At 56.6% G+C, this 22,001-nt stretch carries 17 protein-coding genes and 2 pseudogenes; 14 read left to right on the top strand and 5 right to left on the bottom strand.

Annotated features, from left to right (window positions below; genetic code table 11):
* Window positions 1-113 precede the first annotated feature (113 nt).
* Window positions 114-2,162 carry a phosphate acetyltransferase gene (pta, locus tag ABHF33_RS07660; RefSeq protein ID WP_348946404.1) on the bottom strand — a complete coding sequence of 683 codons (2,049 nt, stop codon included), beginning with the start codon at window positions 2,160-2,162 and terminating at the stop codon, window positions 114-116.
* A 194-nt stretch (window positions 2,163-2,356) separates the two neighbouring features.
* On the opposite strand from pta, the gene ABHF33_RS07655 reads away from it, so the two are divergent.
* Genes ABHF33_RS07655 through ABHF33_RS07645 form a run of 3 tightly spaced genes read left to right on the top strand, consistent with a single transcriptional unit; the run spans window position 2,357 to window position 4,876 of the window.
* Window positions 2,357-3,364: a quinone oxidoreductase family protein gene (locus tag ABHF33_RS07655; protein WP_348946403.1), complete on the top strand. Its 1,008-nt coding sequence runs from the start codon at window positions 2,357-2,359 to the stop codon at window positions 3,362-3,364.
* Window positions 3,361-3,930, top strand: coding sequence for a YqiA/YcfP family alpha/beta fold hydrolase (locus ABHF33_RS07650; protein WP_348946402.1), 570 nt, complete (start codon window positions 3,361-3,363; stop codon window positions 3,928-3,930). The genes ABHF33_RS07655 and ABHF33_RS07650 overlap by 4 nt, the downstream gene beginning before the upstream one ends.
* Window positions 3,931-3,952: 22 nt before the next feature.
* Window positions 3,953-4,876: a Dyp-type peroxidase gene (locus ABHF33_RS07645; protein WP_348946401.1), complete on the top strand. Its 924-nt coding sequence runs from the start codon at window positions 3,953-3,955 to the stop codon at window positions 4,874-4,876.
* 45 nt (window positions 4,877-4,921) lie between these two features.
* Here the strand turns inward: ABHF33_RS07645 and ABHF33_RS07640 are convergent, their stop codons facing one another.
* The gene (locus ABHF33_RS07640; protein ID WP_348946399.1) at window positions 4,922-6,589 is read right to left on the bottom strand and encodes an LTA synthase family protein; all 1,668 of its coding nucleotides are present in this window, start codon (window positions 6,587-6,589) and stop codon (window positions 4,922-4,924) included.
* Window positions 6,590-6,754: 165 nt separating this feature from the next.
* On the bottom strand, window positions 6,755-8,494 hold the full coding sequence (gene aceK, locus ABHF33_RS07635) for a bifunctional isocitrate dehydrogenase kinase/phosphatase (RefSeq protein ID WP_348946398.1): 1,740 nt from the start codon (window positions 8,492-8,494) through the stop codon (window positions 6,755-6,757).
* A gap of 145 nt (window positions 8,495-8,639) precedes the next feature.
* Between aceK and ABHF33_RS07630 the strand changes: the two genes are divergently transcribed.
* The 3 genes and pseudogenes from ABHF33_RS07630 to ABHF33_RS07620 form a co-directional block, all read left to right on the top strand.
* Window positions 8,640-9,932 (top strand): GGDEF domain-containing protein, encoded by a 1,293-nt coding sequence (locus ABHF33_RS07630; protein ID WP_348946397.1) that lies wholly within the window; start codon window positions 8,640-8,642, stop codon window positions 9,930-9,932.
* A 97-nt stretch (window positions 9,933-10,029) separates the two neighbouring features.
* Window positions 10,030-11,664: an NAD(P)/FAD-dependent oxidoreductase gene (locus ABHF33_RS07625; protein ID WP_348946396.1), complete on the top strand. Its 1,635-nt coding sequence runs from the start codon at window positions 10,030-10,032 to the stop codon at window positions 11,662-11,664.
* A 362-nt stretch (window positions 11,665-12,026) separates the two neighbouring features.
* Window positions 12,027-13,034: pseudogene (locus ABHF33_RS07620) on the top strand (IS110 family transposase); the annotation flags it as partial.
* A 200-nt stretch (window positions 13,035-13,234) separates the two neighbouring features.
* On the opposite strand, the gene ABHF33_RS07615 reads toward ABHF33_RS07620, so the two are convergent.
* Window positions 13,235-15,148 (bottom strand): B12-binding domain-containing radical SAM protein, encoded by a 1,914-nt coding sequence (locus ABHF33_RS07615; protein ID WP_348946395.1) that lies wholly within the window; start codon window positions 15,146-15,148, stop codon window positions 13,235-13,237.
* 102 nt (window positions 15,149-15,250) lie between these two features.
* Window positions 15,251-15,457 carry a DUF2845 domain-containing protein gene (locus ABHF33_RS07610; protein WP_348946394.1) on the bottom strand — a complete coding sequence of 69 codons (207 nt, stop codon included), beginning with the start codon at window positions 15,455-15,457 and terminating at the stop codon, window positions 15,251-15,253.
* 334 nt (window positions 15,458-15,791) lie between these two features.
* On the opposite strand from ABHF33_RS07610, the pseudogene ABHF33_RS07605 reads away from it, so the two are divergent.
* The 8 genes and pseudogenes from ABHF33_RS07605 to ABHF33_RS07565 all read left to right on the top strand — a co-directional run bounded on the left by ABHF33_RS07605 (window position 15,792) and on the right by ABHF33_RS07565 (window position 21,860).
* Window positions 15,792-16,918 (top strand): annotated as a pseudogene (locus ABHF33_RS07605) (GGDEF domain-containing protein).
* A 92-nt stretch (window positions 16,919-17,010) separates the two neighbouring features.
* Window positions 17,011-17,361: a hypothetical protein gene (locus ABHF33_RS07595; protein WP_348946391.1), complete on the top strand. Its 351-nt coding sequence runs from the start codon at window positions 17,011-17,013 to the stop codon at window positions 17,359-17,361.
* A 128-nt stretch (window positions 17,362-17,489) separates the two neighbouring features.
* Window positions 17,490-18,044: a GbsR/MarR family transcriptional regulator gene (locus ABHF33_RS07590; protein ID WP_348946390.1), complete on the top strand. Its 555-nt coding sequence runs from the start codon at window positions 17,490-17,492 to the stop codon at window positions 18,042-18,044.
* Between the two features lie 36 nt (window positions 18,045-18,080).
* On the top strand, window positions 18,081-18,521 hold the full coding sequence (locus ABHF33_RS07585) for a thiol-disulfide oxidoreductase DCC family protein (RefSeq protein WP_348946388.1): 441 nt from the start codon (window positions 18,081-18,083) through the stop codon (window positions 18,519-18,521).
* A gap of 57 nt (window positions 18,522-18,578) precedes the next feature.
* Window positions 18,579-18,959 (top strand): hypothetical protein, encoded by a 381-nt coding sequence (locus ABHF33_RS07580; RefSeq protein ID WP_348946386.1) that lies wholly within the window; start codon window positions 18,579-18,581, stop codon window positions 18,957-18,959.
* Complete coding sequence (locus ABHF33_RS07575; protein ID WP_348946385.1) at window positions 18,956-20,266, top strand: SDR family oxidoreductase; 1,311 nt, start codon at window positions 18,956-18,958, stop codon at window positions 20,264-20,266. The genes ABHF33_RS07580 and ABHF33_RS07575 overlap by 4 nt, the downstream gene beginning before the upstream one ends.
* Before the next feature lie 75 nt (window positions 20,267-20,341).
* Window positions 20,342-20,809 carry a DUF2269 family protein gene (locus tag ABHF33_RS07570; protein ID WP_348946384.1) on the top strand — a complete coding sequence of 156 codons (468 nt, stop codon included), beginning with the start codon at window positions 20,342-20,344 and terminating at the stop codon, window positions 20,807-20,809.
* 118 nt (window positions 20,810-20,927) lie between these two features.
* Window positions 20,928-21,860: a TIGR01777 family oxidoreductase gene (locus ABHF33_RS07565; protein ID WP_348946383.1), complete on the top strand. Its 933-nt coding sequence runs from the start codon at window positions 20,928-20,930 to the stop codon at window positions 21,858-21,860.
* Window positions 21,861-22,001: the final 141 nt, after the last annotated feature.

Here is a 22,001-nt window from a genome sequence, read left to right as displayed (position 1 = left end):
AATCGAGGTGAGGTGAGTGGCCAGAACGGCAGCTAATGGATTTTGGTGTATGGGTATTGCCATGCAGCCACTACTGATGAAAGGCTGCATGGCGATACCCGTGGTTGAAATGCTTAGATCATTTCCACTGCCTGAATGGCTGTCAGGGCGATGGTGAAGACAATATCGTCCACCAGCGCGCCGCGCGACAAATCATTGACCGGCTTGCGCAAGCCCTGCAGCATCGGGCCGACGCTGACCACATTGGCGCTGCGTTGCACGGCCTTGTAAGTGGTATTGCCGGTATTCAGATCGGGGAAGACAAACACCGTGGCCTGACCGGCAACCTGACTACCCGGCGCTTTTTGCTGGCCGACTTCAAACACCGACGCCGCGTCGTATTGCAGCGGGCCGTCGATGGTGAGCTGCGGATTGCGTGCTTTGGCGATTTCGGTGGCGGTGCGCACTTTATCAACATCGGCACCGGTGCCCGATTGGCCAGTGGAGTAGCTGATCATCGCCACTTTCGGGTCAATGCCAAACGCTTTGGCCGAATAGGCGCTTTGCGCGGCGATTTCGGCCAGCTGCTCGGCGCTTGGATTTGGATTGACTGCGCAATCGCCATAGACCAGCACTTGCTCGGGCATCAACATAAAGAAGACCGACGAGACAATCGAGCTGCCTGGCGCAGTTTTAATCAGCTGCAGGGCCGGACGGATGGTGTTGGCGGTGGTGTGGATGGCGCCGGAAACCAGGCCATCGACTTCATCAATTGCCAGCATCATCGTACCGAGCACGACGTTATCTTCGAGCTGGCGCAGCGCCTGGATTTCGGTCAGGCCTTTCGATTTGCGCAATTCAACCATCGGTGCCACGTAGCGGCTGCGGATTTCTTCCGGGTCCAGAATCTGCAAGGTCGGCGGAATCGTCACGCCTTGCGTGGCGGCGACAGCCTCAATGGTGGCGCGATTGCCGAGCAGGATACACTGTGCAATGCCTTTCTCTTCGCAGACAATCGCCGCGCAAATGGTGCGCGGCTCTTCGCCTTCGGGCAGCACAATGCGTTTGTTGGCTGAGCGCGCTTTCTGGATCAGCTGGTAGCGGAAAGCAGGCGGGCTCAGGTGGTGTACGCCCTTGGTGTTGACGCCGACCATCAGGCCTTCGACGTCCAGCTGCTCGGCCACGGCGTTGATCACGCGCGTCATGCGGTCTTTGTCGTCGGCAGGCACAGCGGTGGGCACCTGGCTGATGGCCAATGCCGTGCCAAAGCTGTCGCCGTCGGTGCGCAGCACCGGAATGCCCGAGTGAAACGCCATTTGCGTGAAATCTCGCACGGTATCGTTCAGGTGCGTGCTGTGCGTGAGCACCAGCCCGGCCAGCTGCACGCCATTACTGGCCGCCAGCGCGGTGGCCAGAATCACGTCATCCCGATCACCTGAGCTGACAATCAGCGCGCCCGGCTGCAGGCGGCGGATCACTTCGGGGACGGCACGCGCTGCCACGACGGTCTCGGTGACGCGGCGTTTGGTTAGCTCGCCTTTAACGACGATTTCGGCGTCCAGATGCAGCGCCACGTCGAGCGTGCGCGGTGCCAGCAGGTGCGGATCGAACTCGATCACGCCCCAGATCGGCAAATCGCCAATCGCGGCGGCCATCGCGTCGCTATCAAAATTAACCGGCGCTTTATTGAAAATCACGCCGCCCACCTGCACGCCTTCGTTGCGGAACTGGCGCTCGGCCACTTTAACTTCTTCGGCCACATTGCCCGCGCTGGCGTCAGTCACCAGGATCACCGTGGCCTGCAGGCCCAGCGCCATTTGCGTGTTGAGCTGGGTGGTAAACGGATTGGCCGGATCGGGGTGCAGGCCTTCGACCACCAGCACGTCGGCATCTTTGCCTGCGGCCATACTCATGGTGACGATTTCTTCGAGCAGATCGTCGGTTTCATCAATGGACACCTGCTCGATGGCGTATTGGGCTGGCAGTGCATCAGGCACATCCAGCTGGCAGATCCGGCGGGCAAAATGGCTGGAGCGCTCGATTTCGCTGGCGGTCTGGTCCTGAGCGACCGGTTTTACAAACCCTACTTTCAAGCTTTGGTTTTGCAGGCAGCGCACCACGCCCAATGTCACCGAGGTCAGGCCCACATTGTGGCGGGTTGGCGCAATAAAAAAGGTTTGCATGATTGAATTCCACTTACGTTAAGCAATACAGCCGCCACTATAAACAATCCTCGTGCACCGCAGCATGACATAGCTCTAAAAAGTCGCTCGAATGGAAATATTGCCATGACATTTTTTGATTTTGTACCAGACACATGCTGCGGGGCTGGGCAAAATGTCTATTCTCAAATGACCTTCGCCCGGAAACCACGCGCATGAGCCCACCTGCAGCCAACACACCAACCAACACATCTGCTCAGCAGATCATCATCGAGCAACACGGCGACGAGCAGCAGATGCTGCTGCGTTCCACGACGATCAATGCGCCTGCAGCGGGCGAAGTGCTGCTGCGGCAAACGGCGATTGGCCTTAATTTTATCGACACCTATCATCGCTCCGGCCTCTATCCGCTCAGCCTGCCCAGTGGCTTGGGGCTGGAGGCGTGCGGCGTGGTTGAAGCCGTGGGCGATGGCGTGAGCGAATTTCTAGTGGGCGACCGGGTAGCCTATGCGGGCGGTGCTGTTGGTGCTTATACCACGCACCGTATCATGCCAGAGGCCAAGCTGGTGCTGGTGCCTGAGCACATACCCGACGATGTGGCCGCCGCAACTTTGCTGCGCGGCATGACGGCGCAGTATTTGCTAAAGCAGACATTTCCGGTCACGGCAGGGCAAACGATTTTGGTGCACGCTGCGGCGGGCGGCGTAGGGCAGATATTATGCCAGTGGGCGCAAAGCCTGGGTGTCACGGTAATCGGCACGGCGGGCGGTGCGGCCAAAGTGGCGCAAGCGCAAGCCTGGTGCGATCACGTGCTCGATTACAGTAGCGAGGCCTGGGTGGCGCAGGTGCGCGAATTGACCCAAGGCCAGGGCGTGCCCGTGGTGTACGACGGCGTGGGCGCAGCAACTTTTCTGCCCTCGCTCGATTGTCTGTCGCCACGCGGGCTGATGGTCAGCTTTGGCAACGCCTCGGGCGCGGTGGACGCGTTTAATCTGGGCGTACTGGCGAGCAAAGGCTCGCTGTTTGTAACCCGCCCCACGCTGGCGCATTACACCGCCAGCCGTGCTGCGCTGCTGGCCTGCGCCAATGACTACTGGCAGGCACTGCTGCAAGGCCGGGTCCGCCCGGTGATTGGTCAGCGCTATGCGCTGGCCGACGTTGCACAGGCGCATCGTGATCTGGCGCAGCGCAAAACCAGCGGTGCAACGGTGCTGATCCCATGACCCAGCTGGTTTATCTGCACGGCTTTTTATCCAGCCCGCTATCGGACAAAGCCCAGCTCACGCAGCAATGGATGGCGCAGCAAGGGCTGGCAGACCGGCTGATCTGCCCGCAAATACCGATGCAGCCCGATGCAGCGATTGCGCTGATTGGCTCGATATTGCAGCCGCTCAAGGGCGACTTCTGCGTTGTTGGCAGCTCGCTGGGCGGTTTTTTTGCTACCTGGGCGGTGGAGGAGTTTGGCGGGCGGGCGGTGCTGGTGAACCCAGCGGTCAGGCCTTACGATCTGATCAATCAATATCTGGGGCCGCAGGAAAACTACTACACTGGTGAAATTCATCAAATTGACGCGTCTTTTGCGGTGCAATTGCAGCAATACGAGCGCGCACCCACCCGTTTGTCGCACTACTGGCTGCTGACGCAAGAGGGCGACGAAGTGCTCGATTACCGAATTGGCGTAGACTATTACCGGGGTTGCCTGCAAACTGTCGAACCCGGCGGCGACCATGGTTTTACCGATTTTGAGCGCTATTTGCCGCAAATCTGGCGCTTTGCTTGCCCTGATTAATCATCCATCGAGAAGAAGAACTATGACCACACCGCAAAGTGGCATTTTGCCTGCTGCATCGAGTAATGGTTTGTTTATGCTGTTTCGCCGCCGTCTGGGCCGCCGTGCCGACGCGCGCTGCAAGGCTTTGTTTGCCCAGTGGGCAGAGCGCGTTGCCGCGCTGGCCGATGCGAATCCGGACGCTGGTTTTGTGGCCTGCCTGGGTTTTGGCGCTGATTTGTGGCCCGAAGTCTACGGCCTGCAAAAGCCTGCCAAATTAAGGGCTTTTCCACGCATCGCCGGGGCGATTCATCCTGCGCCAGCCACGCAGTGCGACATGATGCTGCATTTGCGCGCCGAGCGTTTTGACGTGCTGTACGAGTTTGCCGAGCAGTTTACGCAGGACATGGCCGAGTGGTTTGACGCGATTGAAACCGTGCATGGCTTTCGCTATCGCGACAAACGCGACCTGACCGGCTTTGTCGATGGCACCGAAAATCCCGATGGTGACGAGCGCGCGACTGCTGCGCTGGTTGGCGACGAAGACCCACAATGGATTGGGGGCAGCTATCTGCACGTGCAGCGCTATGTGCACCGCATGGAAAGCTGGAACAAGCTGCCGGTCAAGCAGCAGGAAGCCGTGATTGGCCGCACCAAGGAAAGCGACGAAGAATTGCCCGACGAGGATAAACCGTTTACCGCGCACATCAGCCGGGTGGTGATCGAGCAGGACGGGGAAGAGCTGCAAATTCTGCGTCAATCGCTGCCGTATGGCTCGCCCAGCGGCGATAAGGGGCTGTATTTCACGTCCTACTGCAAAACGCCGGATATTTTCGAGAAAATGCTCGCCCGCATGGTCGCCCCGACGTCGGATGGCCGCGTTGACCATTTGCTCAACTTCAGCCGGGCAGTCACTGGCGCGGCGTTTTTTGTGCCCAGTATCGAGGCGCTCAAGCGGCTGGCATAGCGCCGCTGATATTCACGGCGATGGTCTTCCCATCGCCGCGTTGTATCAGGAATTGCCGAACAGTCGCTCGGCGTATAGACCTTCGGGGAAGATATTGCGCCACCACAGCCCCTGGCTGTAAAAGCCTTCATTGCGCTGGCAGCGCTCGGCCACGGCGTTGAAAAACGGGCTGACACTGCTGGTCTGGCGTGACAGGCTGGCGGGCAGACAGAACAGCGGCTTATCGGCCAGCTCGCTGGCCAGTGCGTCGGCCTGATCGGCGCGGCTCGATGCGATATATAGCGGTACATCCCCCCGAATGCGATGGTCTTGCGGGCTGAGCTGGTTTTTAAAGGCCAGTGCGCCTTTGTGATCGACCTCAAACATGGTTGGCGGCAGAATGCCGCTTTTAACAAATTCCTTATTCAGCGCCGGTTTGTGATCGCCAAACACCACCACAATCAGCTCGCGGCCGCGCGCTTTGGCTTGCTGCTGCAAGGCGGTGTTAAACGCCAGCAAATCGCTGACCGCCAGATCAAGCCGGGCGCGGTACTGGCTTAAACCGGCGTCCTGATTGGCAATAAACGGGCCGTGCGTCGAGACGGTGACCAGAAACATCAGCTGTTTTTGCTGCGGCGGCGTGCTGCGGTATTGCGCCAGCGCCTCATCGTACATCGCCGAATCTTTGGGCCAGCCCGCCTTGCGATTCCATTTCATTTTGTCGACAAAGCGGGTGCGGTCAAAGCCGAATTTGGGGTACACCTCGGCGCGTTTGTAAAAGCTGCCGTAGTAATTGTGCATGCCGGTGGTCAGATAGCCGTGGTTTTTCAGCTCGCTCACCAGCGTGGCGCTGCGCTCATCGTAGCGATCGGAAAAATTCTGAAAATCAATCCCGGGTAAGGCCAGCGAAGACAGGCCGGTGAGCGCTTCAAACTCGGCATCGGCCGTGCCGCCACCATAAACCGGGCTGATAATGCGCGAGGCGACAAAACCGGCTGGTGAGAGCCGGTTCATCGGCGTTGACATTTTCTCGTCACGACTGGTGTAGCACGACTCGCACATCACCACGACGATGTCGGGATCGGTATTGCCGCTCGGTGCGGGCAATTGCCGCGTGTAAAAATCGTGCTGCCCGCTTTTGGGCAGGTGCATGCTTTCCGCGCTTAGGATCAGATGCCCCAGAATGCCGTTCTGTTTGACGTTTTCGCGGAAATTGTAAAACACATAATTGGTGCTAAGTGTTTTGCTCAGTACCGCTTGCGATTGCGCCGCGTACAGGCCAGTGCTGTCAAATTGCACACCGACAATGACACACAGTATCAGGCCGGGCGCAATGCGTCGGGCCTTGAACTTGGGGCGTAACCACAAACCCAGCGCAATCGCCGCCACTGTGCCGACGCCGTAGCCAATAATGTCCCAGTTGATGTAGGAAGTGAGTGCCATGCCCTGGCCAACTTCCAGCAGATCACGCCCCAGCAAGGGCTCGCCGGTGGCCTTGTTTTTCACATAGCTGATGTTGTATAGCAGCGCTTCGAGGCTCAGCGTTGCCCAGACTGCCGCCCAGCGGTTGAGAAACATGGCAAAAAACAGATACAGCAAAGCCGAAAAGCCGATGCGCGGAATATTCCACTGTCCGTCCACGGCAAAACGGCCCAGCAGCAACATCAGAATGATGGCCGGCACGGCAAACCATTTTTGTTGCATAAACGGCGGGAGTTTGAAAGACCACTTCACTTTGATGCACAACCCGGATAAAGAGGCCGAATTATGACGCAATTGTGACCCTGCTGCAGCGGCACAAGTGCCGATCCGATATGCGGATGAGGAGCGCTAGATTTTAATTGAGGGTATTGCCATGTAGGTCAATTTTAATATTGGCTACAAGGCAATACCCCTATCTTATTGATGGAAGCGCAATGATTGCGGATAAGGATAAAAATCTTCCACGATGCCTTGCTGGATGCGTGCTTTACAGTCTTGCCAGAATTTGGGCGTGAGCAGGTCGGCGTGATATTTGATAAAGGCCGCCCGCACGTCGGGCCGGGTGAGCAGAAAGTTGCCGAATTCTTCCGGATAGACTTCGTTTTTATTGCCGCTAAACCAGGTTTCGCCGCTCATTTCAAACTCGGGCGAGGGCGGCGGCGGGATACGGCGGAAATCGCAATCGGTCATGTATTCGATTTCATCGTAATCGTAAAACACCACGCGGCCAGCGTGCGTGACGCCAAAATTCTTGAACAGCATATCGCCGGGGAAAATATTGGCAATCGCCAGCTCGCGCAGCGCATTGCCATAATCGCGAATCACCGCTTCTACCTGCTCGCCTTTGCGGTTCTGGATATACAGATTGAGCGGCTTCATCCGGCATTCGATAAACAGGTGACGAATGACGATGGTGTCGCCGTCTTCCTCGATGGCGTTGGGTGCCAGCTCGCGCAGCTCGGCCAGCACTTCCTCGGCAAAGCGGGCGCGCGGCAAGGCTACATCGGAAAACTCCAGCGAGTCGGCCATGCGACCCACCCGATCATGCTGCTTCACCAGCAGATACTTGGCGCGCACCGTGGCGTGATCGACTTCCTTGGGCGGCGCAAACACATCCTTGATGATTTTGAACACATACGGAAACGAGGGCAGCGTAAACACGCTCATCACCATGCCCTTGGTGCCCGGCGCAAAAACAAACTGATCATTTGAATGGCGCAAATGGTGAAACAGCTCGCGGTAAAACATGGTTTTGCCTTGCTTGCCCAGCCCCAGCATGGTGTACAGCTCGGCACGCGGCTTATTGGGCAGCATATCGTGCAAAAACTGCACATACGCCGATGGCACGGCCATATCGACCAGAAAATAGGCGCGCGACAGCGAAAACAGATGGCGGATTTGCGCTGGCTTGAACAGCGCGGCATCAATTTGCAGTTGCCCATTGTCGCGGCAGACCGGCAGTGCAAACGGAATTTTGCGCCGGCCATACGTGGCCTGCCCGATCAGATACGCCGATTTATTGCGATAAAACGGCGAAGCCAGCACCTGGATATAGCTGCTGAATTTGGCTTTGAACGGTTTGCCCACATGTCGGCGCAGCGCCAGAATAATGCGGCGTACGTCGCCGGGCAGATCGGCAAACGGTTGGGTAAAGCCAAAATCACTGATGATCTGGCTAATCGTTGCCGCTAGCCCGGCTTCATTGGGGTAATAGGTGCGAAACGCCGGGCCATCGGCTTCGATATATTCGGTCGACACCGCCGGGCGATAGAAAATGAAATCATTGTGGAAATACGTGCGGTGCAAAATGCGGCAGCAGACCGAGTTAAAAAAGGTCTCCGCCAGCTCCATTTGCTGGTGATTGATCAGCAGGCCGATGTACTGCTGCTTTACTTTTTGCCACACCGGATCGGGCAAACTGTCGGCGTTAAATTCTTCTTTCAGTCGCTGCACGCATTCCTTGACGCGCAAATCATAAAAAGCAATCCGGTCGCGCACCAGCGTTTGCTGGGCGTGAATGTCGCCGGTTTCAAAATTGGCCTGCGCGGCTCGGCTGGCCTCGCGAAACAGCTGATAGTGATGGTTAAAGCCATCGAGCAAAGCTTGCGCAATCGCATGGCCCAAAGCCAGATCATTCCGTACGCTGGGTGCATTCATCAGAAAACCCATTATCAAGTCACAATGCTTTCAGTGTAGGCGGCGCGGCCAAATTTGCTGCATTGCAATGTGCATGGATCGGCGTAATTTGATTTGTGAAGCGTCGCGCTAGCTGCCAGTATAAGAACATCGAGTTGAAGGATTCATGATGTTTCAGCGCCTTAGCCTGCCGGGCATGATCAGCATTTTGTTTGGAATCAGTTTGGTTTTGCTGGTGTGGCAGCATTATGGTCTGAACAAAAGTCTGGTGATTAATGCCAAGGCGCCCTTTGACATCGTGGTGGCAGACGACAGACTCGATGGCGGGCAATCGGTGGCGACCATTAGCCGGATCGGGTCAGCGCTGCGGCTGGAGTGCGCGCTCGATAAATCGTTTACCTGGCCATATTGCGAAATGGGTGTCGAGCTCGCCACACCACCCAATGGCATTGATTTTCGTAGCTATAAAAGCGTGCGTATGAAAATGAGCTACACCGGCCCCGGCAAGCACCGGGTGCGTTTTTTTATGCGCAACTACCACCCGGTATATAGCGATCTGCACGAGAGCACCACCTGGAAGCTCAATGAAGTGCAATTTATTGTGCAGGACGGCGTAGAAGTCAGTTTGCCGCTGGACAAATTTAACGTTGCCTCATGGTGGCTGGCCGACAAGAATATCCCGCTAGATCATTACGGCGTAGACCTTAGCAATGTGCCCTTGCTGATTATTTCCACCGCCGGTCTGCAAGAGCCCGGTATGCACACGATTGACATCGACTATGTGATTTTTGAAGGTAAATACATCAGTCGCGAACAGATGCTCCTGCTGATTGTGCTGCTGTGGGGGCTGCTGGGTATTGCCGTGATGATCAAAATGCTGCTCGGTTTGCACCTTCGCCTGCAAAAAGCCCGCCTGCACGCGTCCGAGCTGATTATTGCCAACGCCTCGCTACAGGAAGAAAAACGCCGGATCGCCGATCAGGCCAAACTCGATCCGCTCACGCAGGTGCGCAATCGTTCGGGCATCCGCAATGATATTGCGCGGGAAATGGAAAAAGCCGACGCCACCGCCCCGCTGGCCATGGTGATTTGCGATATTGATCACTTTAAAAAGGTGAATGATCAACACGGCCATGCGCGCGGCGATGAAGTGCTGGTCAAATTTGCCCAGATTCTGACCGCGCATGTCCGGCATGGCGATTATGTGGTGCGCTGGGGTGGTGAAGAATTTGTGCTCTTTCTGCCGCAAACCGAAGGTGAGCAGGCGCATCTGGTCGCCGAAAAATTGCGCGAAGCGGTGCAAAACGCCATCTGGCCGACCGGGATTGCGCTCACCGCCAGCTTTGGCGTCAGCGTGGTTGGCCCTGACGGCTTTGGCAAAGCGCTTGAGCGCGCCGACAAAGCCCTGTACGCCGCCAAAGCCAATGGCCGCAACCGGGTAGAGTACGCCCAGCCCTGATCGCCACTGCGTCTGGCAGTTTGTACTCCCCAAGCTAGCCACAAACTCTTACAATGCGCAGCTTGTTGAATAAACCTCAACCCTGTGAAGGATAGCTATGCTGCGCATTACCGAACTCAAACTGCCGCTCGATCATTCTGATGCCGAGCTGAAAACCGCCATTGCCAAATACCTAGGCATTGGCGAAGCCGACATTGCCAGTTATCTGGTTTACAAGCGCAGCTTTGACGCGCGCAAAAGCCAGATGCAGCTGGCCTACATCATTGATCTGGACGTTGGCGTGCTCGAGGGCAAACTGCTGGCCAAATTCAAAGCCGACAGCCATGTCATGCCCACGCCGGATACCCAGTATCACTTTGTCACGCAAGCCCCGGCGCAATTGAAGCATCGCCCCATCGTCGTCGGCTTTGGCCCCTGTGGCATCTTTGCCGCGCTGATTCTGGCGCAGATGGGTTTTAAACCCATCGTGCTGGAACGCGGCAAAAAGGTGCGCGAGCGCACGCAGGACACTTGGGGCCTATGGCGTAAAAATACGCTGAATCCCGAATCCAATGTGCAATTTGGCGAAGGCGGCGCGGGGACGTTCTCCGACGGTAAGCTCTACAGCCAGATTAAAGACCCGCGTCATCTGGGCCGCAAAGTACTCACCGAGTTTGTGAAAGCCGGTGCGCCGGATGAAATTCTGTATATTGCCAAGCCGCATATCGGCACGTTCAAACTGGTCGGCATGGTGGAAAAAATGCGCGCCGAGATTGAATCGCTTGGCGGCGAAATCCGCTTTCAGCAGCGCGTGGATGATTTGATTCTGCAAGATAGCGCCGATGGCATGAAGCAAGTCCGTGGTGTGCGCGTGACGGAACTCGGCGTTGAAGGCCATCCGAGTAGCGAAATTCTCAGCGAACACGTCGTCATTGCGCTGGGCCACAGCGCGCGCGACAGCTTTGCGATGATGCACGAGCGCGGCGTGTTTATGGAAGCCAAGCCATTCTCGGTGGGCTTTCGGATCGAGCACCCGCAATCACTGATCGACAAAGCGCGCTGGGGCAAATACGCCGGGCATCCGATTTTGGGCGCAGCCGACTACAAACTCGTCCATCACGCCGCCAATGGCCGCGCGGTGTATAGCTTCTGTATGTGTCCGGGCGGCACGGTTGTCGCCGCTACCTCTGAGCCAGGTCGCGTCGTCACCAACGGCATGAGCCAGTATTCGCGCAACGAGCGCAACGCCAACTCAGGCATGGTCGTCAGCATTAACCCCAGCGATTATCCGGGCGGCGCAATGGCGGGGATCGAGTTCCAACGCCAGCTGGAAAGCCATGCCTATGTGCTCGGCGGTGGCAATTACAATGCACCTGCGCAGCTCGTTGGCGATTTCTTGGCTGGCCGCGCATCGAAAGATGTTGGCAGCGTCGAACCATCCTACAAACCGGGCGTGAATTGGACCGATCTGGCCAGCGCCTTGCCCGATTATGCCATCACCGCAATGCGCGAAGCACTGCCTGAATTTGGCAAGAAAATCCGTGGCTACGATATGCACGACGCCGTGCTAACTGGCGTCGAAACGCGCACCAGCTCGCCGCTACGCATTACGCGTGGTGACGATTGCCAATCGCTGAATGTGCGCGGCCTTTATCCAGCCGGTGAAGGCGCAGGCTACGCGGGCGGGATTTTGTCGGCAGGGGTAGATGGGATTAAAGTAGCCGAAGCGCTGGCGCTGGATATGATGGGCTAGGGTATGTGGCTGCGAGCTAATCACAGATTGCGCTGTGGGTTAATACAATGGCGGGTATCTCCCGCCATTGGTCTTTTTTCCTGCTGAAAAGCATCCTCGTGGATTCCCGCAGTAGGTAGGGTGAACTGAGCAATCGCGAATTGCGCCGCTACGCCGAGCATTGGTGCAATTGGCTGCGCTCAGTGCACCCTTGTATCTTTCTCCCCGTGGTGGTTAGCTACTACCACATGAGGCGAAGTGAGTTTGAGCCCACCCTTAAGGCATTGACCTTGTTTTGTAGATTAAACCCTTCGTCCTCACTTCTTTCGCCAAATCAGACACTGAACGGTAGCCAAGGGCTTGACCCTGTATGCACAAGGCAAGTGGGCGAATTAGGCATTTTTACAGGAAGCATTCTCGTGTTTTATCTCGGCATCGATGTGGCCAAAGCCAAGCTTGATTGTTACTTATTAACACAGCTTGATCCACTTAAAGGCAAAGCCAAAGTGGTTGCAAATACCACCAAAGGACTCGCCGATTTACTCATTTGGCTAACTAAAAATCACATCCCGCACAATCAGCTGCACGTCACGATGGAAGCCACCGGCGTGTATCACGAACTGGCCGCCACGCTACTACATGACGCTGGCGCCTGCGTCTCGATTGCCAACCCTGCTCAGGTCAAACACTTCGGCCAAGGCCTTGCGGTTCGCACCAAAACCGATGGTGTCGATAGCCAAGTTCTTGCCCGTTATTGCGCGATGATTAAACCCGCAGCCTGGATGCCTCCACCACCTGAAGCCCGCATTCTCAAAGTATTGCTTGCCCGGCGTGAAGCGATTTTGCAGGATCTGCTCCGTGAACAAAATCGCCAAGAAAAAGCCGAATCGACCGTCACGCCCGAGTTAATTCATCAATCCATTCACGACAGTATTGCCTTTTTAAATACCCAGCTTAAAAAGCTACAAAGCCAAATTGATGACCATATCGACCGTCATCCTGGTTTGAAAAACGACCTCGATTTGCTGCAAAGCATCCCCGCAATCGGCCCCCAAAGTGGCACGCAATTGCTTGCGATAATGCATACGCACCAGTTCAATACGGCAGAGCAATTGTCGGCCTATTTGGGCTTGGTGCCCGTGGAGCGGCAATCGGGTTCATCGATTCTTGGACGCGCCAAACTGTCTAAAGCAGGCCCTGCAAAGGTTCGTGCGGTGCTCTACATGGCGGCGGTCGTCGCAACCAAGTACAACCCTCATGTCAAAGCCTTATTTGAGCGTTTACTTGCACGCGGTAAGAGCAAAATGTTGGCGTTGGGGGCTTGCATGCGCAAATTAGTTCATCTGTGCTTCGGCGTGCTGAAAACGCAAAAACAGTATCAAGCTGAATACCAAAATTCTCGACCGGCAAGACGGTATCTACGAAAATCATTTGTCATCAAGAAATCACAATATTTGACCATACCAACACACAATTTGAACATTGCCTAAATAGATAGGGTATATGCTTACAGATTAATCAATCATTAATCTGTAAGCATATACCCTGACATAAATAGAGTTTTCTATTGTTGTGTTGATGCGGGGCCGCATCAGCCCCTAGCTTGCAAAGCCTTGCCAACAAAATGCCGGTTCACCGTTGGGCGGGGCACTTTGCAATCGAACCAGGCGCGCACGTCTTCATCCAGGCCAATGCCGTGCATAAAGTTATACAGCGCCTTGTTCAGCCCCTGCCCCATCAGATCGTGGTCAATCGGCGTAGTGTCGATAAAGCCGACGTCATTTTTGGCAAAGCTCACCGGCGGCAGTGGAATCAGCTCGACGCCGTATTCTTCCGGATTTTTGCCCACTGGCGAATGCACCGTGCAGGCAAAGCGGTGGAAAAAGCCAGATTGAATACAGCCGTGCTCAAACAATTGGCGCACGTATTCGAGCGCATCGACGGTGTCTTGCACCGTTTGCGTTGGAAAGCCGTACATCAGGTAGGCGTGCACCAGAATCCCCGCTTCGGCAAAACCATAGGTCACGCGCGCGACCTGATCGACCGAGACGCCTTTTTTCATCAGTTTGAGCAGGCGATCGGACGCAACTTCCAGCCCGCCCGAAATCGCGATACAGCCGCTATCAGCCAGCAGCTGGCACAGCTCGGGCGTGAACGATTTTTCAAAGCGGATATTGCCCCACCACGAAATCGATACCTTGCGGCGCAGCAGCTCCTCGGCCAGCGCGCGCAGCATTTTCGGCGGCGCGGCTTCGTCGACAAAATGGAAACCCGTTTGACCTGTTTCTTCGATAATCGCCTCGATGCGATCAACCAGCATTTCGGCCGTCGTCGTTTCGTAGCGCGAAATATAGTCGAGCGTAATATCGCAGAAGCTGCATTTTTTCCAATAGCAGCCGTGCGCAATCGTCAGCTTATTCCAGCGTCCATCCGACCACAGGCGGTGCATCGGGTTGAGCATATCGAGCAGCGACAGGTAGCGATCAAGCGGCAGACCGTCCCAAGTCGGCGTTCCTACATCGGAAAACGGCACATCGGGCTCGGGCCAGTTGATGTACTGTACTTTGCCTTGTTCATTACGAATGAAAGTACGCACCAAACGCTGCGCCGAGCGTTTCCCTTTTAAGTGTTCAATCAGCGCCAGCAGCGGGCGCTCGCCGTCGTCGAGCGTGACAAAATCGAAATAATCGAACACGCGGGTTTCAGATAGCTCGCGCAATTCGGTATTGACAAAGCCACCACCGAGCGCGAGCTTGATATGGGGGTATTGCCCCCGAATGCTTTGTGCAATTCGGAAAGCAGCATATACCGCCCCGGGGAATGGCACCGATACCAGCACCAGCGCGGGCTGCTCTTTTTCCACCGCCGCCAGCGTTAAATCATGCAAAGTTGCATCAACCAGATTATGCGGCGCGGCCAGCGCGGCGGCCAACGGCTGGAAAGTCGGCTGTGACATCGCCAAGGATTCGGCGTAGCGCACGAACTCAAAGCGCGGATCAATCGCTTCGCGGATCACATCAGACAGATCATTCAGATACATCGTCGCCAAGTGGCGGGCGCGGTCTTGCGTGCCGAGCGCGCCAAACGCCCAGCCCAGCGTGTCTTCACTATCATCAATCGTGTACGCATCTATCGGCGCAAAGCGCGCGCCTTCGGGCAAAAATGCGCGGCTCACAATCCGGTGGCTCACCGTGCTATCGCGCCCCTGCAAAAAGGCGATGGTCGACGTGATCGTCGCGTCGTAATGATCAAAATTGAGCAGGAAATGCTGCACCTGATGGCTTTGCTTACGCGCGGGGATTTTGCTCGCCGCATCGCGAATCTCGGCCAAACCTTGACGCGAAAACAGCCGCAACACCAGCGCGAGCGCCAGATCAGCCTGCACCGCATCCACCTCGCCCCCCGCTTTGGAGCGCAAAAAGCCCGTGATATACGCCGTCGATGGATACGGTGTATTCAATTGCGTCATCGGAGGAATCAGGGATAAAACACGAAATGCAGTCATAGCGCTCACACAAAAAACCCGCGTACCAAATGGTAACGCGGGCTTATTTTACACGCTTAGCGCTGCAAACTTGGGCTGGGATGATAGTCGTGAGTCCATGTCCTAATGCCCGTAGCCCAGCGTTTTGACATCCTGCAGCTGGCCGTCCAGAAAACGCAGCTGCAACATCAGCCGGTCGGGGCCAAAATTGTAGAGCCATTCGCTCACTTCGCTGCCCGTTTGGCGCGGATCGGTTTTCCACTCGCCCGCGTGATTGCGATAGCGCAGTGGCGCAGGTAGGACACCTGCCGCTCGGCAGGCTCGCCGCATTTGCTCACAATCTCGGCCATGCTGCTCTCCACGCCCAGCAGGCTATTACCACAGCGAAAATTAGTCTCGGCCTGCACGGCGAATGGCAGCATCAGCCACATAGCCATGGGTATTGCTCTGCGGAGATTAATCAATAAAGCATTCATTGCATTACTCCCATGCAGTATGATTGCTGGTGTAGACCTAGCCAGCGGCCATAACGGTGATGATAAGTGATGAGTCCCGCACCGCGCGCCGACCTATTTACATCGGCGCTCGGTGTTTCGCCAGCGGCAGTGGCGGCCAGCCGGTGCTAGGATTAAGTCCTTAAGCAGAGTGCATTCAGGATAGCGCAATGAGTCTGGGGCAATATATTTATGCATTGACGCTGGCGATGGTGGGGCTGGGTTGCTGGCTGTATGCCAGCCGCAGCGAGCATGAGCATGAATGCCGTCGCTGGCTGGCCGCCTGCCTGCTGATGGCGGCGGGCTTGTCGCTGGAAATTAGCAGTATGGCGCTACCGCACTGGGGCATGAGCCTGGCCATGCTACTACTGATCGGCGGTGCGCTGCTGCAATTGAGCGTGCTGGGCCGGCTGGCACAAAGCAGGCTGCCGAGCTGGCTCTGGATCGGCATTCTCATACTGGGCGTTGGCGGCGAAATAATCCCCGACCTAAGCCCGCTGCCGCGCCACTTGGGCATGTGCCTGACGGGGCTGGCGTTTGGCCTGTGCTTTGCGCTGGAAGCATGGCAATTCTGGCGGCTGGAACGGCAGCTGGGCAAGCGCTACCCCGGCCCGCTGCCGGTGATCGGCGCGCTGGCCTCACTGTGCTTTGTATTGCGCATCATCACGCTGCTCGCTCACGACGAGCGCTATTCCGAGCTGGGCGAAGATATACTCTATCTGCTGGCATCGACCGCGACGATTTACAACAGCATGGGCTTGCAAATATTCCTGCTGCAGCGCAGTAATCATGCGCTGGGGCATCTGGCCTTGCACGACGCGCTCACCGGTGCGCTGAACCGGCGCGGGCTGCAGGAACAACTGGCCCAGTTAAGAAAAACCGCCACGCCAGAGGTCTGCATTGCACTGCTCGACATCGACCATTTCAAGCGCATTAACGATCTGCACGGCCACGCCGCAGGCGATGAGATCTTGCGGCAGCTGGTTTTTTCCTGCAAAAATCGCTGCGCGGCAGCGATATGGTCGCCCGCTACGGCGGCGAAGAATTTTGCCTGCTACTGCCCGGCGTGAGCCCCAGCACGGCTCAGCAACGCATTGACCAGATCCGCGCCGCCTTTGCCAGCCACAGCGCGCTCAGCACAGCGCCCGAATTTCGCTGCAGCTTTTCAGCCGGGGTGTGCCAATGGCAAAACAGCCTGAGCGACGCGGGCAATTTTGCCCGTGCCGATGATTTGCTCTATCAGGCCAAAAACGCCGGACGCAATTGCGTTGTCGGCCAAAGCACCAGCGCGGCCTGAGCAGCCAAAGCCCGCTGCTCATACGCGCCAGCACCCGCACAAAAAGCCGCCCAATCGCACTTATAATGGCGCTTTCTTTGCAGGATACCGCCGTGCCACTTGCCACCCAGCTGCGTGAGCAGATTGCCGAAACCGAAGCGCTGATTCGCCGTCTGGACCCGCGCAGCGCACAATACATTGTGATGCAGGGCGACAAAGCCTTTCAGTTTGTCATGCAGCAGCGCAAGCCCGTCAGCGCCACCGTGGTCGAGCTGGCACTGGCCACCCGCTTTACCGAAGCAGATGCGCAAATGATCGCGCAAGCGCTGAAAAATTCGCAAGGCGAGCCCAGCCGCGCCATCCCGCTACTGGCGGCGCTCAATATGCAGCTGGCCAAACAGCAAGCCGCCCTGCTCAAGCTGGAGCAGGCCATCAGCGTGATCCAGTGGCTACCACGGCGCTAGGGCCAGCCAGCGCTTGGCCTCCCGTGACTTGCTGCACCAAGATCAACCTACCTTGAACAAATAATCCTTGCCTTGCAGCTCAATTGAGTATTTAATTTCTGCAAAGACAGAAATTAAGGAAATCCATCATGAAACTCAGTCCAACCATGCAGAAATACATCGTCCACTGGGGCGAAATGGGAACGCGCTGGGGCGTGAACCGCACGGTAGCGCAAATTCATGCCTTATTGTTTTTGGCCAATCAGCCGATGAACGCCGAAGACATTGTTGAAACGCTGAATGTAGCGCGATCCAATGTCAGCAACAGCCTGAAAGAATTGCAAAGCTGGGGCCTGGTCAAGGTGCAACATGTGCTCGGTGATCGGCGCGATCATTTTGTCGCCCTGCAGGACGTGTGGGAGATTTTCCGCGTGATTACCGAAGAGCGTAAAAAACGCGAGCTTGATCCGACTTTAACCGTGCTGCGCGAATGCGCCATCGAAGCCGAAAACGACACCGAGATTGAAGCAGCAACACGGCAGAAAATGGACGATGTGCTGGTTTTTCTGGAAATGCTGCTCTCAGGCTACGACGACTTCAAGCATTTGCCGCCATCGGTGGTGATGAAATTGCTAAAAATGGGCGGCAAGCTCGGCCAACTGGTGGCGATCTTCGGCAAAGACGACGATGTGGCTACCAAATAGTTTCACCCGCTGGATTCACGACTCAGGAGATTGATCATGAATAACGCTACTGATCTGCACTATCAGGTTTTCTACGACGACGCCTGCCCGCTATGCCGCTTTGAAATGCTGCGCCTGCAGCGCCTTAGCACGCCGGGGCTGTTTGCGATGGTGGACATCAGCGCGGCAGATTTTGATGCCAGCGCTTATGGCTTTGCCAGCGATTTTGACCCGGCCGCGCTGGGCGTACTACTGCATATCCGCCGCAACGATGGGGTGCTACTGGTCGGAATCGACGCAATTGCCGCCTTGTACCGGGCGATTGGCCGAGGCTGGTGGACTGCGCCCGTGCAATGGCAGTTTGCCCGCCCAACGCTGGCCGCTCTGTACGCCTGGTTTGCGGCCAACCGCTACCGGATCAGCGCCGGGCTGGGCTTTGCGGCCAAACCGGCTGCGGCGTGTAGTATCAATGGCTGTAGCGGCAAAAAATTGGTGTAATTATTTCTGCCTATACAGAAACAATAGAAAACCCCATCAGCAAACAGGAGCATCATCATGTTGAACTTTGGCAACTTCATCTCGATTCTGGTGATCAATCTGGCGCTGAGCGTGCTGCTGATTGCCTGGCAACAGCGCGCTTTGGGGCCGCTGCTGAACGAAAGCTGCCCCGGCAGCGGCGCACATTACTGGCGGCACACGCTGGCCGCTTTGCAATTGCTGCTGCCCATGTTGCTGGTGCTGCTGTTTATTGATGGCCACGAGAAAAACGCGATTGGCGTCTTTCGCACCATGCTGATTTGCGTGGTATTTGGCCACCTGCTGGCGATAGGTGCCATCGCCAAAATGATCTGGCGTCGCCTGGTGCCCAGTGCGCCAGCGCCAATTCCGCATTCACCCGTTGCGGCCAATCCGCTGCCGACAAGGGGAGCAAGATGAACATCTTGTTGCTTGGCGGCAGCGGGCTGATCGGCTCAGCCCTGCTACTCACGCTACTTGATCAGGGGTATTGTGTTACAACGATTTCCAGAAAAGCGATTGACGGCAATACCCGGCAAGGTATTTACCAACTGCAAGCCGATATTTCACATTGGACTGAGCCGCAAGACTGGCAGCCCGCGCTGGCTCATGTGGATATTGTAATTAACGCAGTGGGGATTTTTGCCGAAAATGCGCAGCAATCATTTGCTGCACTCCACGTCGCGATGCCCACCGCCTTGTTTGCCGCGTGTGAGCAAGCTGGTTTGAACGGCTCGAACAGTTCAAGAAGCGGCGCGCCGCGAGTGATTCATATTTCCGCGCTCGGCGCCGATGTCAACGCTGCGACTGAATACTGGCGCAGCAAAGGTCAGGCCGACGCGGCGCTGATAGCGAGTGATCTGGATTGGGCGATTGTCCGACCATCGCTGATTTACTCGCCCAATGGCCGTAGTTGCCAGCAGTTTTTACAGATGGCGAGCTGGCCGCTGCTGCCCGATTTGCGCGGCTGCGCGGCGGTGCAGCCGGTGCATCTGGACGATGTGATTGCGGCAATTCTGGCGCTGCTCGCCGCGCCAAACCAGCAAGTGGTCAATCTGGTAGGCCCATCGGCAATGAGTTTGTCGCAATGGCTGGCGGTTTTGCGCGCGGGCATGGGTTTGCCCGCCACTATAAATCTACCTGTATATGGCTGGATGCAAGACATAGCGGCAGCTGCAACCCAATACCTGCCGGGTAGCTTGTTCAGCCCGACCAGCTTGGCGATGCTGCGCGCTGGCAATGTCGCTGATACAGCGCCGCTAGCAAAACTACTGAGGCATTCGCCCAAAGCCGCAGCATCTGACGTGAAGGGTTCGAGCGATGCAGCGTTAAGTGAAGGTCTGGCAGCCATAGCGCAGCTTGGCTGGCTCGTTCCACTGCTGCGCTACACGATGGCGGCGGTCTGGCTGATCACCGCGATGGTCAGCACCATCAATTGGCCGCAATCACTGGCGCTGCTGGCGCAACTGGGGATCGCCGAATCACTGCAATGGCCGCTGCTGCTTGGCGCGATTGGCTGCGATCTGGCGCTGGGCGTGTCTTGCTTAATGTCGCGCTGGCGCAGCTGGAAACTACAAATAGCGCTGGTATTGCTCTACAGCGCTCTGATTAGCTGGGGTCTGAGCGAATACCTGCTACACCCATTCGGCCCGATCTTGAAAAATCTGCCGATCCTGGCGGTCTTGTTACTACTTGATCAATGCGAGCAGCCTCATGACAAACGTTAGCAAACATGTTCAGGCAGGGCCGCAAGACAATGCGAGGGCACATGAACACATTGGCCAAAAATCGAGGAGAACGTGATGGAATACTATCTATGGGTGAAATGGGCGCATATTCTGTCGGCAACCATCATGTTTGGCACTGGTTTAGGGACGGCGTTTTATCTGTTTACCGCCAATCGCAGCGGCAATGTGCAGGCCATCGCCGTCGTCAGTCACTGGGTGGTCAAGGCCGATACCTGGTTTACCACGCCAGCGGTGATTATTCAGCCGATCTCGGGCGCGCTGATGCTGTATTGGGCGGGTTTTCCCCTGCAATCGCTGTGGGTCTGGCTATCGCTGCTGTTGTACGCAGTCGCCGGTGTTTGCTGGCTGCCCGTGCTATGGTTGCAACTGAAAATGCGCGATATGGCGCAAGTCGCCGCGCAAAGCCACGCCGCGCTGCCCGAGCGCTACTGGCGCTATGAAAAAGGGTGGACTGCGCTGGGCTTCCCGGCTTTTGGCGGGCTGATCGTGGTGTACTGGCTGATGGTGCACAAGCCGTTTTAAGCGCATTGATGATTGATCCGGCCGCTTGATGTTTTAAATCATAGGAACGATCTTCAATCCGCCCGATCGATAGTTACAAGCAAATACTTATTTTTGAACCGGTATTCAGGAATAGATCATGTCAAACTACTTTAGCCATTTAGCGTCGCAGCATGTCCTTGTTACTGGTGGCACCGGTTTTATTGGCCGCGAGCTGGTCAATCAATTGCTGGCAGCCGGGCATCGCGTCACATTATTTAGCCGCCAGCCCGAGCGTGCCGCCCGCACCTTCTCCCCCGCACCAGGGCAGATCTCGGCCTTTTCAAGCTGGCAAACTTTGGCCAGCGATACGCAATTTGACGCCATCATCAATCTGGCGGGCGCGCCCGTCGTCGGCCCGCGCTGGAGCGCAGCGCGCAAACAGGTTTTGCGCGATAGCCGCGTGGGTGTGACGAATCAATTGCTAGGCTGGCTGCAAGGCGCGGCGCATAAGCCTGCCGTGCTGATTAATGGCTCAGCGATTGGCTACTACGGCTGTCGTGGCGACGAACCACTGGATGAAAACGCCGGCACGCAAAATGAATTTATGTCGGATTTATGCCGCGAATGGGAAGAAGCCGCGATCAAAGCCGAAGCCTTCGGCGTGCGCGTGGTGCGGCTACGCCTGGGGCTGGTGTTTGGCACCGGCGGCGCTTTTCCCAAATTATTGCTGCCGTTCAAGCTTGGCGTCGGCGGGCGGATGGGTGATGGTCGGCAAGTGATGAGCTGGGTGCACCGCAACGACGTGATCGCTGTGATCGCGCGTGCAATCGCCAACCCGGACATGCGCGGCGCCTACAATATGACCGCGCCGCAAGCGCCGACGCAAGCGGAATTCGCCGCGCTCGCCGCCAAACTACTGCACCGCCCCAATCTATTCGTCACGCCCGCTTTCATACTCGAGCTGCTACTGGGCGAAATGGCCGCGCTGTTTACCAAGGGACAACGTGTTGTACCTAAACGTTTGCTCGATGAAGGATATCAATTTGAATTTGCCACGCTGGAGGCGGCATTGCGGGATGAGTTGGCTTAGGGAAATCTGCACAGGCTGACGGTTGTTGTATATACATGCCGTAGTGTTACTCTGGAGTCCTTTTTAGCATTGGCTTTTGTGGATATACCCATTGGGTCATTAGGGCGGGCGAAACCGCCGGTTTACCGCCTGCGTTAGCAG

The organism is Chitinibacter sp. FCG-7 (assembly GCF_040047665.1).
Taxonomy (GTDB): domain Bacteria; phylum Pseudomonadota; class Gammaproteobacteria; order Burkholderiales; family Chitinibacteraceae; genus Chitinibacter; species Chitinibacter mangrovi.
The sequence above is the reverse complement of the archived record's forward strand: the minus strand, read 5'-3'. Positions and strand labels throughout refer to the sequence as shown.